General features: G+C 72.2%; 13 protein-coding genes and 1 pseudogene. 6 read left to right on the top strand and 8 right to left on the bottom strand.

Features of this window, described 5'->3' with window-relative positions:
• The first annotated feature begins 101 nt into the window (after positions 1–101).
• Entirely contained in the window at positions 102–1562 is a 1461-nt protein-coding gene (locus ACFMQL_RS05430) for an MFS transporter (protein WP_378784767.1), read from the top strand.
• 53 nt (positions 1563–1615) lie between these two features.
• Here ACFMQL_RS05430 and ACFMQL_RS05425 read toward each other — a convergent pair whose 3' ends face one another.
• Complete coding sequence (locus ACFMQL_RS05425; protein ID WP_364057936.1) at positions 1616–1879, bottom strand: antitoxin; 264 nt, start codon at positions 1877–1879, stop codon at positions 1616–1618.
• A 112-nt stretch (positions 1880–1991) separates the two neighbouring features.
• Here ACFMQL_RS05425 and ACFMQL_RS05420 point away from each other — a divergent pair.
• Both ACFMQL_RS05420 and ACFMQL_RS05415 read left to right on the top strand, forming a co-directional pair.
• A pseudogene (locus ACFMQL_RS05420) lies at positions 1992–2153 on the top strand (hypothetical protein); the annotation flags it as partial.
• 61 nt (positions 2154–2214) lie between these two features.
• Complete coding sequence (locus ACFMQL_RS05415) at positions 2215–2448, top strand: hypothetical protein (RefSeq protein ID WP_378790277.1); 234 nt, start codon at positions 2215–2217, stop codon at positions 2446–2448.
• Between the two features lie 147 nt (positions 2449–2595).
• Here ACFMQL_RS05415 and ACFMQL_RS05410 read toward each other — a convergent pair whose 3' ends face one another.
• The 4 genes from ACFMQL_RS05410 to ACFMQL_RS05395 all read right to left on the bottom strand — a co-directional run bounded on the left by ACFMQL_RS05410 (position 2596) and on the right by ACFMQL_RS05395 (position 8071).
• Positions 2596–3216: a LysE family translocator gene (locus ACFMQL_RS05410; RefSeq protein ID WP_364057930.1), complete on the bottom strand. Its 621-nt coding sequence runs from the start codon at positions 3214–3216 to the stop codon at positions 2596–2598.
• Between the two features lie 5 nt (positions 3217–3221).
• Positions 3222–4169, bottom strand: coding sequence for a quinone oxidoreductase (locus ACFMQL_RS05405; RefSeq protein ID WP_364057927.1), 948 nt, complete (start codon positions 4167–4169; stop codon positions 3222–3224).
• A gap of 1038 nt (positions 4170–5207) precedes the next feature.
• Positions 5208–6215: a virginiamycin B lyase gene (locus tag ACFMQL_RS05400; RefSeq protein WP_378784764.1), complete on the bottom strand. Its 1008-nt coding sequence runs from the start codon at positions 6213–6215 to the stop codon at positions 5208–5210.
• Positions 6216–6238: 23 nt separating this feature from the next.
• The gene (locus ACFMQL_RS05395) at positions 6239–8071 is read right to left on the bottom strand and encodes an ABC-F family ATP-binding cassette domain-containing protein (RefSeq protein ID WP_378784763.1); all 1833 of its coding nucleotides are present in this window, start codon (positions 8069–8071) and stop codon (positions 6239–6241) included.
• Positions 8072–8219: 148 nt separating this feature from the next.
• Here ACFMQL_RS05395 and ACFMQL_RS05390 point away from each other — a divergent pair, with 148 nt between their 5' ends.
• A complete protein-coding gene (locus ACFMQL_RS05390; protein ID WP_364057918.1) occupies positions 8220–8798 on the top strand; it encodes a TetR/AcrR family transcriptional regulator in 579 nt (192 codons plus the stop codon).
• A gap of 219 nt (positions 8799–9017) precedes the next feature.
• Here ACFMQL_RS05390 and ACFMQL_RS05385 read toward each other — a convergent pair whose 3' ends face one another.
• Positions 9018–10679, bottom strand: coding sequence for a serine/threonine-protein kinase (locus ACFMQL_RS05385; RefSeq protein WP_364057915.1), 1662 nt, complete (start codon positions 10677–10679; stop codon positions 9018–9020).
• Positions 10680–10989: 310 nt separating this feature from the next.
• On the opposite strand from ACFMQL_RS05385, the gene ACFMQL_RS05380 reads away from it, so the two are divergent.
• Both ACFMQL_RS05380 and ACFMQL_RS05375 read left to right on the top strand, forming a co-directional pair.
• Positions 10990–11256 (top strand): DUF6504 family protein, encoded by a 267-nt coding sequence (locus ACFMQL_RS05380; protein ID WP_364057912.1) that lies wholly within the window; start codon positions 10990–10992, stop codon positions 11254–11256.
• Positions 11256–15038, top strand: coding sequence for a DNA polymerase III subunit alpha (locus tag ACFMQL_RS05375; RefSeq protein ID WP_378784762.1), 3783 nt, complete (start codon positions 11256–11258; stop codon positions 15036–15038). Before ACFMQL_RS05380 ends, ACFMQL_RS05375 begins: the two co-directional genes overlap by 1 nt.
• A gap of 161 nt (positions 15039–15199) precedes the next feature.
• Here the strand turns inward: ACFMQL_RS05375 and ACFMQL_RS05370 are convergent, their stop codons facing one another.
• Positions 15200–16081 carry a DUF4328 domain-containing protein gene (locus tag ACFMQL_RS05370; RefSeq protein WP_364057906.1) on the bottom strand — a complete coding sequence of 294 codons (882 nt, stop codon included), beginning with the start codon at positions 16079–16081 and terminating at the stop codon, positions 15200–15202.
• A 46-nt stretch (positions 16082–16127) separates the two neighbouring features.
• Positions 16128–16778: a response regulator transcription factor gene (locus ACFMQL_RS05365; RefSeq protein ID WP_364057903.1), complete on the bottom strand. Its 651-nt coding sequence runs from the start codon at positions 16776–16778 to the stop codon at positions 16128–16130.
• Between the last annotated feature and the right edge of the window lie 12 nt (positions 16779–16790).

Here is a 16790-nt window from a genome sequence, read left to right as displayed (position 1 = left end):
TTCCCGGTAACCGGCCATTTACGAACGCTGTGATCTCTGTCACTCTGTCTAGAACATCGCCCTAGAACTGGATTCTAGAGTTAGCTAGCGAAAGGGTGGGCATGGTCGGGACGTTCGGCTCGCCACGTACGGGCACCATCGACGCGCGGTCCCGCGCACCGTTCGGCTGGGCACCGCTGGTGGTGCTGTTCATCGTCGGGCTCGTGGACAGGATGGAGGCCAACCTGCTGTCGGGCGTGCTCCCGCTCATCCAGCAGGAATGGCGATTCAGCGACACCGCGGCGGGCTCCATCCCGACCGCCGCGGCTCTGGCCGCCGCCGTGGTCTCCCTGCCGGCCGGTTACCTGGCCGACCGCTTCAGCCGTACCCGGATCATCGCGATCGTCGTCTTCTGCTGGGCGCTCGCCACGCTCGGCTCCGGCCTGGCCACCGGGTTCGCCATGTTCTACCTGATGCGCGTGCTGCTGGCCGCCGCCGAGAACATCGACAACCCGGCCGCGGGCAGCCTGCTCGCCGACTACTACCCGCCCGCCAGCAGGGCCAAGGCGTACGGGCTCACCCGCGTCACCACGTACCTCGGCGGCGTCGGCACCCTGCTCGGCGCGCAGCTCGCCGCCGCGTTCTCCTGGCGGACGGCGTTCCTCATCATGGTCGTGCCGGGCGTGCTCACGGCGCTGCTGGTCTGGATGCTGCGCGAGCCGCGGCGCGGCGAGCTGGACCGGCTGATCGCCGCCGGCGCGATCGCCCCCCACCCGTCAGGGACCGCATCCGGCGGGGCCACCTCCGGGGCCGGCGATTCCGCGTCCGGGACCTTCGCGACCGGGTCCGGGTCCGGCGAGTCCGCATCCGGTGCCTTTACGACCGCGTCCGGGGCCTTCACAACCGGGGCCGGGTCCGGGGCATCGCGGGAGGGCAAGCCGCCGTTCCTCAAGCAGATCCGCAGCGTGGCGGTCATCCCGACACTGCTGTTCGTCTGCGTCGGGCTCGCCCTGCTCAGTCTCGGGCTGGCCGGGGTGTTCTTCTGGCTGCCCACGTTCATGGTGCGCACCCTCGGCGCGGACGTCGCCACGGCAGGTACGATCAGCGGCCTGCTCACCATCGCGGGCACGCTCACCGGCACCCTCATCGGCTCCTGGCTGGGCAGGAAGTGGCACGGCACGATCAAGGGCGGCCGCCTGCTCGCGGGCGGCGGCGGCATCACGGCAGGCTCGGTGGTGCTGGCCGGAGCGCTGTCCATGGACTCGATCGGCACGCTGGCCGGGCTGACGCTGGTGTCGAGCGCGCTGATGTCGATCGCGATCCCCAACATGACGGCCTGCCTGGCCGACGTGGTTCCCGCCGCCTCCCGCGGGCTGGGCTTCGCCGTCCTGCAGCTCTTCCTGACCGTCGGTACGGCCTTCGGCTCGCTGGTCGTCGGCATCGTCTCCGACGCGACCGGCTCGCTGCTGACCGGCATGTACGTCCTGATCATCCCCATGGTCGCAGGCGGCCTGCTCACGCTGGGGGCCAGGCCGTCGTTCGAGCGGGACGCGGCGAAGGTCCTGGAGGACGCCCGCCGCTGAAGCTCGGCGGCGGGCACCCCACGAGGACGCCCGCCGCCGGAACCTTTCGCTGCTCAGCCCTCAGGCGGCATGCGCCGTTCCCGCTCTTCCTGCGTCGGAGGCTGCTGCTGCTCCGCCTGCTCACCGGGCTGCTGCTCCTGTCCGCCGCCGTAGCGCTGCTGGATGGTGTCGGCGCCCTTGCTGATGTGCTCGTCGTACTTGTGGCCGGTGCGCTCCTTGGCGTACTCCTCGGCGCGGTCGACGATCTGGTCGGCCTGCTTGGAGTGCCCCCTGGCGAAATCCTCTGCCTTCTTCAGCCACTCTCCGATGCGGCTCATGACCATTTCCCCGTTTCTATCGGTTACGTCCGCCCCCTACCCCGCCAACCTGGGTTGATGTCTTTGCCGGAAATCGGCAGCGAAAGGCCCCGCAAACTGCCGTACTCGCCCCATGACGCCGAACCGCCGCCGGCGCGACGATGCGGGCATGACAGCAGCGGTGCAGGCCGAAGGTCTGACCAAGTACTACGGCGACCGCCGCGGCCTTGAAGACCTCACGCTCGACATCCGGCCGGGGGAGGTCTTCGGCTACCTCGGTCCCAACGGCGCGGGGAAGACCACGACGCTCAGGCTCCTCCTCGACGTCATCATGGCCCACCAGGGGCACCGTACGCGTGCTCGGCGGCCACCCCTGCGACCCCGCCGTCCGCGCGAGGATGGGCTACCTGCCCGGCGAGCTGGTGCTGGAGGGTCGCGACCGGGCCGCCGACTACCTGCGCTTCCTCGGCCGGGTTCGCGGTGGCGTGCCCGCCGCCCGCATCGAGGCCCTGGCGGAACGCTTCGACGCCGACCTGTCGGTGCCCATGCGCAGGCTGTCCAAGGGCAACCGGCAGAAGATCAGGCGGTGACGTACCGGCTGGAACGCATCCGTCGCCTGACCGGCTTCTTCCCCGGACGACCCCACGCAGCGCTTCACGCTGGAGACGGCCGTGCTGGGCGCCCGCCTCCTCGGCTGGCCGGACGCCTTCGGCAAGGAGCCGAGGTCTTAGCCGGAGTCAGTCGCTGACCGCCAGCCGTACCCCGAACCCGACGATCACCACCCCGGTCACCCGATCGAGGAGCCGCCGCACCCGAGCCGACCGCAGGAACCCGCTCATCAGCGACGCGAACCAGATCACCGCCATGCTCCACACCAGCCCCTCGGCCACGTGCACCCCGGCCAGCGCCAGCCCCATGAGCGCGTGCGGCACCCCGTCAGGGATGAACTGCGGGAGCATCGCCACGTAGAACGCCCCCACCTTCGGATTGAGCAGGTTCGTCACCAGCCCTCTTCTGAACCCCCTCCAGAAGCGGACCTCCTGCCCGTCCACCCCCTCATGGCCGGAGGCGTCCCGCGCCAGCAGCATGCGCACCCCCATCCACACCAGGTACGCCGCTCCCGCCCAGCGCAGCACGTCGTAGGCCACCTGCGAGGCCGCCAGCAACGCCGACAGCCCCGCGGCGGTGAGCACACCCCACATCAACGTGCCGAGCTGGATGCCCAGCGTCACGCCCACGGCCGGACGCCGCCCGGCCAGCAGGGACGTACGCAGGACCAACGCCGTGTCCAGACCCGGCGTGACCGTGAGCAGCGCGACCACGGCCGCGAACGACCAGATCGATGTGGCGATGTCCATGAAGGTCAGGGTATGAGGAGGAGCTTCCCCGTGGTGCGCCGCCCCGCCAGGTCCTCATGCGCCTGCCGCGCCTCGGCCAGCGGGTAGCGGTGGGAGACGTTGATCCGTACCTGGCCCTTCTCGATCCAGCCGAACAGGTCGGACGCGCGCTGCAGCAGCTCAGCCCGCTCCGCCACGTAGTGCGCCAGCGTCGGCCTGGTCAGGAAGAGCGAGCCCTGCTTGTTGAGCACCTGCGGGTCGACCGGCGGTACGGGGCCGCTGGCGGCGCCGTACAGGGCCATCAGGCCGCGCGGGCGCAGCACCTCCAGGCCGCCGTCGAACGTGGCCTTGCCGACGCCGTCGTACACCACGTCGATCGAGCCCCGCAGCGCCTGCGCGAAGTCGTCGTAGCGCAGCACCTCGTCCGCCCCGGCCTCCCTGGCCAGCTTCTCCTTCTCGCTGGTGGAGACCGTCGTGTACACCGTGGCGCCCTTGAGCTTGGCAAGCTGGATCAGCAGCTGCCCCATGCCGCCCGCCCCGGCGTGCACCAGCACCCGGTCGCCCTCCTTCACCTCGAACGTGGAGTGCGTCAGGTAGTGGGCGGTCATGCCCTGCAACATCGCCGCGGCGGCCAGCTCGGCCGGCACGTCGTCCGGCACCGGCACCACCCGGTCGGCCGGCACCACGGCCTTCTCCGTGTAACTGCCCAGCACGCTCGCCCAGGCCACCGTGTCACCCACCTTGACGTCCTGCACGCCGGGGCCGACGGCGGACACGGTGCCTGCGCCTTCGGAACCGATGGTGGCAGGCAGGTCGAGGGGGTAGGCGCCGGAGCGGTGGTAGATGTCGATGAAGTTCACGCCGCTGGCGGCCACGTCGACCACCACCTCACCCTCACCGGGCACCGGATCGGGACGCTCGACGTACTCGAGAACCTCTGGACCGCCGTGGGCGGAGACAATGATCGCATGCATACCTCCTAGTCAACCCCGCCTCCGCCGACCCCCGCCACCCGCCGTACGCGGTCGGCCGCCCAGCTTGGCAGGGGCGCTGCCCGCGCGCAGCTCCGGGCAACGGAGTGAGGACTGCATGCCGTTCCGAGCTGCGGGCGAGGACCGCGCACCGTTGCGTGGACGGCGCGAGGCCGCCCGCAGCGCCGTTCCGGGGCGCGGGAGAGGCCCGCGGTGCTTCCAGGGCACGGAGCGAGGTCCGCGGTGCTGTTCTGGGCGCGGGATGTGGTCCGTAGTGCTGTTCCGGGCGCGGACGCGGTTGGTGGTGCTGTCTGGGCGCGGGATGTGGTCTGCGGTGCCGTTTCGGGCGGGGGATGGGTCTGCGGTGCTGTTTCGGGCGGGGGATGTGGTCCGTGGTGCCGTTCTGGGTGCGGGGGCGAAGGCCACGTGCCCTTCGGGGGTGCCGGTGGGATCTGCGTGCCGTTGCGGGTTGCGCGACGATGCCCGCGTGCCGTTGCGGGTTGCGCGACGATGCCCGCGTGCAGCCGTTCTCGCCTTGCGAGCTCACGGGTGCTCCTGCGGGTCAGGCGCACTCCGGCGAGCGGGCCACCGTCGAGTTCCACACTCCGGCGAGCGGGGCTTTGCCGGGTGCCGGCGGCTACGGCGAGGCCGCCGGGGCGTGGCGCCGGGTTCGCCCTGCCGCTGAATATCGGGGCAGCGCTAACCCAACCTCACACGGGCGGCGCTAACCCGGGATTTGCCGGGCAACGCTAAGCGGCGCGGCTTTCTCGTCGCCTACCGAACCTTGCCGGGCAGCGCTAACCCGGTGCCGACGCGTCGCTGGGGAGGTGCCGGCCCGGGTCGCCGACGCGTTACTGAGACGGCGCTGCGCTCGGGCCGCCGAGGCGGCGCGAGGCACAGTCGGCCCGGCCTCGGCGCTACACGGTGCAGTCCTCAGACCAAGGCGCCGGCTTCCAGGGCCGCCCAGGTCGCGCTGCCCGGGCCGGCGGTCAGGCCGTGGGGTCTGCCCTGCGGCGTGGGACGGTCGGCCTGGCTGCGGCGTTACGAGGTGCGGTCCACTCGGGCCAGGGCGCCGGCTTCCAGGGCCACCCAGATCGCGCCGTCCGGGTCGGCGGTCAGGCCGTGGGGCTCTGCCCGGCGTTCGGTGGCCGGCCCCTGATCAGCCTCCTTGTGCTCGGCGTTCGTTCCCCGCGAGGCGTCTTCGTGCCCAGCGCTCGTTCCCCGCGAGGCGTCCTCGCGCTCGTCGTTCACCCCCTGCGCTTCCTCACCGCGTTCGGTGGGAGCCGGCACCGAAGGGAGGGGGTGTTCGGTGATGTGGCCGTCCACGGTGATGCGGCCGAGGCGGCCGATGCCCCACTCGGTGAACCAGAGGGCGCCGTCGGGGCCGGGGATGATGGCGTGGGGACGGGCGGCGCGGTCGGGGAGCGGGTATTCGGTGATCTTGCCGTTGACGTCGATCCGGCCGATCTGGCCTGCGCCGATCTCGACGAACCAGAGCGCGTCGTCGGGCCCCCGCGTGATCCCCACCGGCGCCGCGCCCTCCGTGGGCAGCGCGTGCACGGTCACCTCGCCCGACAGCGAGATCCGGCCGATGGCGTTGCCCTGGTTGAGCGTGAACCAGAGCGCGTCGTCAGGACCGGCCGTGATGAACGACGGCATGCCGCCCTTGACCGGCACCTCGTAGGAGGTGATCGTGCCGTCGGCGGCGATGCGCCCGATGCTGTCGGTCTGCATGTGGGTGAGCCACATCGCGCCGTCCGGCCCGGCGGCCAGCCCGTACGGCGAGTCGACGGTGTGCACCGTACGCCGCCCGTCGGCGGTGATGCGCGTGACCCGGCCGCCCTGCCACTCGCTGAACCACATGGCGTCGTCGTGGCCGCGCACGATCACCGTGGGCTGCCCGTCGGCCGGGTCGAGCTGGTGGATCTCAGGCTTCTCGCCCGGCACCAGCCGCCCGACGCGCCCTTCGTGGACGAGCGTGAACCACAGTGCGCCGTCGGCGGCGGTCGCGATGCCGTACGGCGAGCCGCAGTCGATCATGGTCAACATGGGAGTCCCCCCGATGGTGGTGGTCAAAGGATGCGCCCTCCTGCGAGCTCGATCTCCCTGCCCCGGAAGCGGCGGACGAGGGCGCGATCGTGGGAGACCATGACGAGCGTGCCATGGTAGCCGTCGAGGGCGCGTTCGAGCTCCTCGGCGAGCAGCGGCGACAGGTGGTTGGTGGGTTCGTCGAGCAGCAGCAGGTCGTGCTCGCGGGCCAGCAGCTTGGCCAGCGCCAGCCGCCGCTGCTGGCCGACCGAGAGCTCGCCCACCCGCTGGTCGAGGGTGTGCGGCCGGAACAGGCCGGTGGCCAGCAGCGCCGCCCTGCGCTCGTCGGGATGACCCTCTCCGTACGCCTCCAGCACCGGCAGCGCCGGGTCGAAGCTCACCTCCTGCGGCAGGTAACCGACCCGGCAGCGCGCCTGGTCGGCCAGGACGCCCAGCAACGTGGACTTGCCCGCGCCGTTGCCGCCCTTGACCAGGATCCGCTCGCCTGCCTTGATGGTCAGCTCCTCGACCTGCAGCCGATCGCCGACCCGGACGTTCCTCAGTCGTACGAGTACCTGGTCGGTGTTCTGGTCGCCCTGACCGTCCTGGCCATTTCGTTGGTTCTGATTGTCCTGGTGGTTTTGGTCGTCCCGTCTGTCGCGGGTGACGTTGCTCGCGCCGGGGCGGTGGGGTGCCGGTACGGTCTGTGCGCGGGCGCCCATGCCGGCCTGCTGCCGAAGGGCGGTCGTGCCAGTCGGCTTCGTGGGAGTGCTGCCGGCGAGGGCGTGCGGGCCCGGCTGCTGCGCGGAGGTGCCGGTGCCGGGTTGCTGGGTGCGTGCTGCCTCCGTCTGGGCATCGGTGGTGGTCCGCGACATCGCCGGCGTGTCGGAGGTGGTGTCCGGGGGCGGGGTCGGCGCCGGGCCGAACGTCGCGCGGAAGTGGAGTGGGTCCGGCGGGCGGGGGACCGGGTCGGCTTCCAGACGGCGCAGCCGCTCGTGGGCGTTGCGGACCCGGCTGGCGATCGAGCTCTGCACCCGCCCGGCGTTGCGGTCGTACGCCATCTTGTTGTTGTCGCGCATCGCGCGCCCGGCCGCGACGCGATGGGCGGTGGTGGCCGCGTGTTCGCGGACCTGGCGCACCTCGGCACACCAGGCCGCGTACGCCTGCTCCCACCGCGCCCTGGCCGCCGCCTTGGCCGCGAGGTAACCGGTGTAGCCCCCGCCGAACCGGGTCACCGCACCCTGCTCGACCTCGACGATCGCGGTGGCCACCCGGTCGAGGAAGACGCGGTCGTGGGACACCACGGCCACCGCGCCGCGATGCTCGCGCAGCCGGTCTTCGAGCCAGGTCAGGGCCGACTCGTCGAGGTGGTTGGTGGGCTCGTCGAGCAGCAGCGCGCGGGGCGCGGCCGCCAGCACGCAGGCCAGGCCCAGCCGCGCCTGCTCGCCGCCCGACAGGCTGCCGAGCGTGCGCTCGCGGCCCACGTGGGCCAGGCCGAGCCCGTGGAAGGCCCGGTCGACGCGGGCGTCGGCCTCGTAGCCGCCGCGCAGCTCGTACGCGGTGCACAGCTCGCCGTACTCGTCCATGACCTCCTGCGACGCCTCCTCGGCCAGCGCCGACTCCAGCTCGCGCATCCTGCGCTCCATGGCACGCAGGTCGGCCAGCGCGGCGTCGACGGCCTCCTGGACCGTGCTGCCGGGCGGCAGGCCCAGCGTCTCGGCGAGCGTCTGAGCGACATAGCCGAGGTCGGAGGTCAGGTGAACCTCGCCCTCGTCGGGCCGCTCGACCCCGGCGAGCAGGCGCATCAGCGTGGACTTGCCCGAGCCGTTTTCGCCGACGATGCCGACGCGCTCGCCGGTTCGTACGGACACGGACACGTCGCTGAGGACGGCGCGCCCGTCGTAGGACTTGGAAACTCCGCGGAGGGTGATCAGGATAGAACTCCAATCGCAACCGTTGTAGCTTTAGCATGGCATGCGAACCGAGTTAACGCAACTGGAGTAGTTTTTGGAGCACAAAGAGCCCATGAAGCGCCCCGGTGGGCGCAGCGCCCGCGTACGCATGGCCGTGCGCCAGGCGACACTCGCCGAGCTGGCAGAACACGGCTACAGCGGCCTGACCGTCGAGCGCGTGGCGGAGCGTTCAGGCGTGCACAAGACGACCGTCTACCGGCGCTGGGGCGGAGTCGAAGGACTCATCGCCGACGCGCTCGAGCTCGCCGCCGACGAGCCGTGGCCCATCCCCGACACGGGCTCGATCGAAGGCGACCTGCGGGGGATCGTCCAGCTCGTCCGGTCCGGGTTCGCCGATCCCGAGCTGGGGCCGGTGTCGTCGGCCTTCGTGGCCGCCGCCGTGCAGAACGAGGCGGCCGCCCGTTCGCTGCACGATTTCCTCGTCTCGCGCAACGAGCAGTCGGCCGACGTCGTGCGCCGGGCGATCGAGCGTGGCGAGCTGCCCGACGTCGTCGATCCCCGAGAGGTGATCAGGGTGGCGGTCGCGCCCGTCTACTACCGGCTGTTCGTCGCCCACGAGCCGGTCACCGAGGACGACGCGAACCGCGCAGCCGACGCCGCACTCGCCGCCGCCCGCGCCGGCGTCCTCTGAGCCCCGCGTCCATGTCGGGCGGTCTCATGCGCCGTCCGTTCGTTGGGCGGTCTCTCGCGCCGTCCGCCCGTCGGACGGCCCATGAAAGCCGCTGTCCGCCCGTCGGACGCTCGTGAAAGCCGTCGTCCGTCCGGGCGCTGGCTGATACGGGCGTTCGCGGCAGGGCTCGCGGACGCGGGCGTCCGGCGAAGGTGCACCCGCGCCGCAGCGAGGGGAGGGTCAGCGCTCCAGGTTGCCGCGCAGCTCGAAGTCGTCCCAGGTGGTACGCACCACCGACCGGTCATCCTTAGGCGTGCGCGCGAACAACCCGAGCGAGCCGTTGCCGATCCCGTTCGGGTCCTCGACCTCCTGGACGAGCTCGTCGTTGACCCACATCGACAGCCGCACGGTCTTGCCGCTCTGCTCGCACGCCACGGTGATCCGCGCCTTGCCGGGCAGCGCGTCCACCTTCACGGGCTGGGCGATCACGCCGCCGGAGCCGTCGACGATGCGCCGGATGCGGGCGTTGCCCTTGGTGTCGAGGATGAACTCGTAGTAGTTCTCGCCGTCTTCGGAGTTGTGACAGTAGAGGCCGTACTCGCCGGTGCCGACGGACCTCTTGACGTCGGCGGTGACCGACATGACGACCGATTCGGGCAGCATCGGCGTCGGGCTCGCCGACGGGTCGGGTGACTGCGTCGGCTTGTAGAACAGGAAGGGGACGGGCGCCTTGGCCCACCGCTCCTCGTAGTCGGGCTCGGCGTCGATGCCGTACGTGCCGTCGGGCCGGTAGCCGACGCTCCCCGGGCTCTCCGGGTCGTAGGTGCCGCTCCAGCCGCCCGTCGTCTGCGTGAAGTCCTCCTGGTACAGCAGCCCCAGGTTGTCGGGCGGCCCGCTGGGGCCGAACAGCGCCCACGCGCCCACCCCGGCCGCGACCACGACCGCCGCGGCGGCGGCCAGCCCCGCGTACAGCCTGCCGCGCCGCGCGCGATCGCCGCCTCCCGTGGGAGGGATCGTGTACGGGGCGGTGGACTGCTGCCAGGCCACCTGTACGGTGTGCGCCGCCTGCTCGGGCGCCGCCGACCGGCCCACGAGCTGGTCGAGGAGCTGCTGCGCGGTGGGCCGCTTGGCCGGGTCCTTGTTCAGCGCCGCCGCGACCAGCTCGCGCAGGCCGGGGTCGATGGCGTCGAGGTTCGGCTCGGTGTTGAGCACCTGGTAGACCATGGCCGGCAGCGTGTCGCCGCCGAACGGCGCCCGCCCGCTGGCCGCGAACGCCACCAGGCAGCCCCACGAGAACACGTCGCAGGCCGGCGAGACCGGGTCGCCGCGCAGCACCTCGGGCGCCATGTAGCGGGGCGTGCCGATGACCTCGCCGGTGCCGGTGACGCCGCCGATCGTGTCGAGCGCCCTGGCGATGCCGAAGTCGATCACGCGCGGGCCGACCGGCGACAGCAGCACGTTGGACGGCTTCAGGTCGCGGTGGACGACCCCCGCCGCGTGGATCGCGGTGAGCGCGGTGGCCACGCTGACGGCCAGCGCGTCGAGGCTGGAGCCGCGCAGCGGGCCCGACTGGCGTACGGCCTCGTCGAGGTTGGGGCCCGGGACGTACTCGGTGACCACGTAGAGCTGGTTGCCCTCGAGCGCGGCGTCGAGTACGGCGGCCGTGCAGAACCTGCGCACGCGCTGCGCCGCGTCCGCCTCCCGGCGAAAGCGCGCCCGGAACTGCTCGTGCTGGCTGAGCTCAGGGTTGATCACCTTGATGGCGACCTTCTGGCCCGTGGGATCTTCGGCGAGGTGGACCGTGCCCATCCCACCTCGCCCCAGCACGCTTAGCAGTCTGTAGCGCCCGATGTGGGAGGTTTCACCGCTCACGCCGCGCAAGCTTACCGATACAGGCGTCATCGTCGCAGTTCTGCGCCCCGACACGCGGCGTACGCCGTCGGAGGCCCCGCACGCCTCGGCGCATGACGGGACTCAGCGCCCGATGCGGCCGCATGCCGAGCGCGGCGACGGCGGCCCGCGGTCCGGTCCCGCGATCGTCACCGCCCTGGCAGCGCGGTCTTCAGCAGCAGAAACCCGATCGGCGCGAACCGGCTCGCAAGGCATGCGGGCGACTTGCGTTTCGAGCCGGGAGAACATATGTTCGAGTCATAAGCGCCCGTCTTCCCCCGGGTGGCTCAGCACAGGCACCAGAGCCGCGGGGAGAAGCGTCTTGAGCAGACTCTATGGCGATCCGATAGAGGTGTGGACCCGAGACGGGGAGCCGACTCAGTTCGTCTGGCGTGACCGGCTCTACCTCGTCCGCCGCGTGCTCGACCACTGGGTGGTCGCACGCGAGTGGTGGAAGACCAGCGAGGCCGATCCCGGCGAGCGTCAGTTCTGGCGGGTGGAGGCGAGCCCGGGCCGCGAGGTGGGCTCCTACGAGCTGCGTTACGACACCGCCGGCAACGGCTGGCTGCTGCTGAGGGCGTGGGACTGATGGCGCCCCCGTTCCCACACCTCCACGTGTGCTCCGCCTACTCGATGCGCTACGGCACGGCGTTTCCGCGAGCGCTGGTGAGCCGGGCGGCCGAGTACGGCATGGACATCCTGGCGCTGACCGACCGCGACGGTCTCTACGGCGCGATGAAGCACGTGCAGGCGTGCGCCGACGCCGGGATCGCGCCGGTCATCGGCGTGAACCTGGCGCTCGACGCGCCCGCCACAGCGCCCGCCACAGGGCTCGCCACAGCGCCCGCCACAGCGCCCGCCACAGCGCCCGCCACAGCGCCCGCCACAGGGCCCGCCACAGCGCTCGCCACAGTGGCCGTCAGGGCGCCCGGCATCCGCACGCCCCGCCCGCGCACCGGTCCCGACGCCGAAGACCGCGTCACGGTGCTGGCCCGCGGCAAGGGCTGGGCGCGGCTGTGCCGCCTGGTCACGGCCGCACACTTCGCGGGCGAGCGCGGCGCGCCGAAGGTGACCCGCGAGCTGATCGCCGAGTGGGCGGGCGGCAGGGAGACGCCGGGGTTCGGCGCGGAGGACGGCCTCGTGGTGCTGCTCGGCCCCCGCTCCGACGTGGGCCGCGCGGTGGCGGAGCGGCGCGACGCGCACGCGCGCGCGCTGCTCGGGCAGTGGCGCGCCGCCGTGCCCGGCGTGGTGATCGAGCTGGTCGACCAGTACGGCTTCCGCGACGCCACCACGGCCGTGCGCATGCTCGGCCTGGCCGAGTCGATGGACGTGCCGGCCGTGCTGACCAACGCCGTGCGCTACCTCGACCCCGCCGACCACCAGGTGGGCGACGTGCTCGACGCGGCCCGCCAGCTCGTCCCGCTGCACCCGCGCCACCTCGACCGCACGACCTCACACGCCTACCTCAAGGGCACCAAGGAGATGCTTCAGGTGGCGGCCAAGGTGTGCGCGGGCGACCAGGAGCGGATGGTCCGCCTGCTGCGCACCACGAGGCTGCTGGCCGAGGCGTGCGCGATGGACCCGCTCGACGTGCTGGCGCTGCGCAACGACCCGCCCGCCCTGCACCTGCCGGAGATCGGCCGCGACCCGGTGCCGCTGCTGCGCAACCGGGTCGAGGACGGCCTGCACAGGCGCGGCCTCGACCGCTCGGCCGAGGCCAGGCGGCGGCTGGACGACGAGCTCGCCATCATCGAGCGCAAGCGCCTGTCGGGCTACTTCATCGCGGTGGCCGGCATCACCGACATGATCCGCGACATGGGCATCCGCTGCGCGATCCGCGGTTCGGGCGCGGGCAGCCTGGTCAACTACCTCATCGGCATCGGCGAGGTGAACCCGCTCGACCACGGCCTGCTCATGGAGCGCTTCCTGTCGGAGGGCCGCATCGGGCTGCCCGACATCGATGTGGACGTCGAGTCGGCCCGCCGTCTGGAGTGCTACCAGGCCATCTTCGAGCGTTACGGCGAGTCCAGGGTGGCCTGCGTGTCCATGATGGAGACCTACCGCGCCCGCAGCGCCATCCGCGACGTCGGGGGAGCGATGGGCCTGCCGCCACACGAGATCGACGCCATCGCCAAGGCGTTCCCGCACATCAGGGCCAAGCAGATCACCGCCTCCCTGCGCGACCTGCCCGAGCTGCGCGAGAGCCGGCTCGGCGACGCGGGGCTCGACCGGGTGTTCCGGCTGGCGGAGAGGCTCGACGGGCTGCCCAGGCACATCGCGCTGCACCCGTGCGGCGTGCTCATCGGCAACGCCGGCCTGCGCGACCGCACGCCGGTGGAGCGCAGCCTGCTGGAGTTCCCGATGTCGCAGTTCGACAAGGACGACGTGGAGGAGGCCGGGCTGCTCAAGCTCGACGTGCTGGGCGTGCGGATGCAGTCGGCCCTGGCGTACGCGCTGAGCGAGATCAAGCGGGTGGACGGCATCACGGTCGAGCTGGACACCCAGCACGGCCCCGAACGCCCCGACGTCCAGTACGTCCCCCACGACGACCAGGACACCTACGACATGATCTGCGCCGCCCGCACCCTCGGCTGCTTCCAGATCGAGTCGCCGGGCCAGCGCGAGCTGGTCGCCAAGCTGGAGCCGCGCAAGATGCACGACCTGATCGTGGACATCTCGCTGTTCCGCCCCGGCCCGGTCAACTCCGACATGGTCACCCCCTACCTGGAGGCCAGGGGCGGCTGGCGGAAGCCGTACTACCCGCACGAGAGCCTGCGCGAGGCGCTGAAGGAGACCCACGGCGTGGTGGTGTTCCACGAGCAGGTGCTGAAGATCATCTCGGTGATGACCGGGCGCGACCTGTCCTACGCCGAGAAGCTGCGCCGCACGCTCGACACGCCGGAGGGCCGCGAGCGGGTGCGCCGCGCGTTCGTGCCGCTGGCCAGGGCCAACGGGTTCGACGACGCGGCCGTGGAGCGCGCCTGGCAGGTGCTCGACGCGTTCGGCTCGTTCGGGTTCTGCAAGGCGCACGCGGCGGCGTTCGCGCTGCCCACCTACCAGTCGGCCTGGCTCAAACGGCACCACACGGCGGCGTTCTTCGCCGGGGTGCTCACGCACGAGCCCGGCATGTACCCGCCGCGCGTCATCATCGACGAGGCCAGGCAGTGCGGGGTGCGGATCCTGCCGCTCGACATCAACAAGTCGGGCAGGCACTGGCAGGTCGAGCGGCTCGGGCCGCGCGTCCAGGTGCGGGTGCGGCCGTCCGAGCTGGAGGGCGGCGGCTCGCGGGTGCGCAGGGAGTTCAGGATCGGCGACATCGGCAAGGGGTACGCGCTGCGCGTGCCGTTCTCGGCCATCAAGGGCGTGAGCGAGGCCGAGGTCGAGCGGATGGTGGCGGGGCAGCCGTACACGTCGCTGGCCGACTTCTGGGACCGCGCGCGGCCCTCGCGGCCCACGATCGAGCGGATCGTCCAGGTCGGCGGCCTCGACGCGCTCCACGGCCTGCGCCCCGGCGGCCCGCGCTGGCGGCCGGGCGAGCTGACCCGCCGCGACCTGATCGCCCAGGTGGGCGCGCTCGACCGCGCGTCGGCCATCGGGGTGCAGGCGGGCCCGCGCAAGTCCCGGCGCTACAGCTCCCACAGCTCCCGCAGCTCCCACATGTCCCCGATGTCCCAGGGTGCGTCGGCCAAGGACGCGGCTCCGCCGGCGGTGCAGCTTCCGCTCGGGTTCAGCGAGAGGCTGCCGCCGGGGGAGCTGCCCGAGATGACCGAGACGGAGATGGTCGAGGCCGAGCTGGAGATCCTCGGCATCGACGTCAGCCGCCACGTCATCAGCTTCCACGAGGAGCTGCTCGACGCGCTCGGAGTGGTACGTTCCAAAGACCTGCTCCGCCAGCGCAACGGCGCGGAGATCCTGGTCGCGGGGGTCAAGGTGGCCACCCAGACGCCGGCCATCCGCTCGGGCCAGCGGATCATCTTCACCACGCTCGACGACTCGACCGGGCCGATCGACCTGACGTTCTTCGAGTCGGTGCAGGGCCGGTGCGCGTCGATCGTGTTCGGCTCGTGGCTGATGCTGGCCAGAGGCGTGGTCAGGCGCACGGGCGCGCGGGCGGTGACGATGCGGGCGCTCGACTGCTGGAACCTGGCCGACCTCGACGCGCTGTGGCGCTCGCGGGGCATCGAGGCGGTGCGCGCCGTCATCGACCGTGCTCCCGAGGAGGCGGCGGGCGGCGTCGGTGGGCGCCCGATCGAGTACGCCAACGGCTTCCGCCTGTCGCCCTACTCCGACCTCGCCCCGCCCGCCACCGCGAACCCGCCGAGGCGGCTCTGGCACGCCAGCCCGGGCAGCTCGGGCCCGACGGCCGCCTGAGCCCTCAAGAGCCTTGAGGAGACGTTCGGAGTCGCACGGGGGCCGCTCGACCCGCCTGAGCCTGAGCCCTGAAGCCGCCCGGCGGCCCGGAGCCGCCCGGAGGCCCGGAGCCGCCCGGAGGCCCGGAGCTGCTCAGCCGGAGCCGCTCAGCCTGGGGCCGCTCAGCCCGTCTGCGGCTGCGTCTGGGGTGGCGCCTGAAGCGGGGCCTGCAGCGGCGTCTGGGGCGCGCTCTGGGCGGCGTCCTGCGGCGAGGACTGCGGCTGCGCCGGCACCATCGGCTGCGCGGAGGCCACCGGTTGCGCTGAGGCCACCGGCTGGGCCGGGACCACGGGCTGGGCGGGGACCACTGGCTGGGCCGGGGCCACGGGCTGCGCCTGGGTCCGCGGGGCGGACGGCTCCGCGGACCAGGTCGTGCGGGCGGCCCGCTGCAGCCCGGTCAGCTCGTGCACCGTGGCGGCGCACAGCACCGCCGCCACCGCCGCGCAGCCCAGCTCCGGCACGCCCACCCCGGTCAGGTCGCCCGCCGAGGAGCCGAGCGGCACCCGGATCGTCACCAGCGCCAGCGTGGCCAGCCAGCTCAGCCACCACGCCGCCAGCAGCGCGAGCCACCTGCCGCGGCGGCCGGCCGGCGGGCGGGCGCCCCGCCACACCTGGTCCACCAGCACCGCGGGGGCGGCGAGGTTGACGAACGGGATCAGCCAGGCCGCCGCCACCGGGCCGGTCGCGGCCGAGCGGTCGTTGGCCCGCCTGGCACGTACCAGCCAGGTCAGGTAGGAGGCCGCCGCGGCCAGCGTGGTGCCCGCCACCAGCATCATCAGCACCGCGAACGCGGTCACCGCGCCCACCACCGCCTCGGCGTCGGCGCCCTGGGGGCGGCCGCCGAACGCGGCGAGCCGCGCGGCGAGGTCGCGGCCGCGGGTCATTTCGAAGATCACGAGGGCGGCGAGGGAGAGTACCTGGGCGGTCAGCGTCACGTAGACGGCGGCAGCGGCTCTGGTGGGTGATGCCTGGGTGTAGCGCACGTTGTTCTCCCCCCGGGCCATGCGCTGAGGTTCTGATTCACTTGTATCCCGGGAGCCCCGCTGTTAATCAGCTCACCACGCCGGATTCCCACGCCCAAGCCGCGATTCCGACCCTGTTGCGCACGCCGAGCTTGGCCTGGATGCTCCCCAGGTGCGTCTTGACCGTCGACAGCGACACGAACAGCTCGGCGGCCACCTCCTTGTTCGTCTTTCCCCTGGCCACCAGGCGTACGACGTCCAGCTCGCGCTCGGTCAGCGGCTCGGCGCCCGGCGGCAGGGCGGGCTGCCGGGGCTTGGCCAGGTGCTGCAGCAGCCGTACGGTCACCGACGGCGACACCAGCGCGTCGCCCACGGCGGCGGCCCTGACCGCCTCCACGAGCAGCGTGGGGCCGCTGTCCTTGAGCAGGAAGCCGGTGGCCCCTGAGCGGAGCGCGCCGTAGACGTACTCGTCGAGGTCGAACGTGGTGACGATGACGACCCGCAGCGGGTTCTCCACGCCCGGCCCGGCCAGCAGCCTGGTCACCTCCAGCCCATCGAGCTTGGGCATCCGGATGTCGAGCAGGCACACGTCGGGGCGCAGCCTCCTGGCCTCGGCCACCGCCTCGGCTCCGTCGGCGACGGCGGCCACGACCTCTATGTCTGGTTGTGCGTCCAAAATCATCTGAAAGCCGGTTCGCACCAATTGTTGGTCGTCGGCGATGAGAACCCGAATAGTCACGTCGTCAACTCT

Source organism: Nonomuraea fastidiosa (assembly GCF_042751225.1).
Lineage (GTDB): Bacteria > Actinomycetota > Actinomycetes > Streptosporangiales > Streptosporangiaceae > Nonomuraea > Nonomuraea fastidiosa.
Note: the sequence above shows the minus strand (reverse complement) of the source record. Positions and strands in the feature narration are given on the sequence as shown.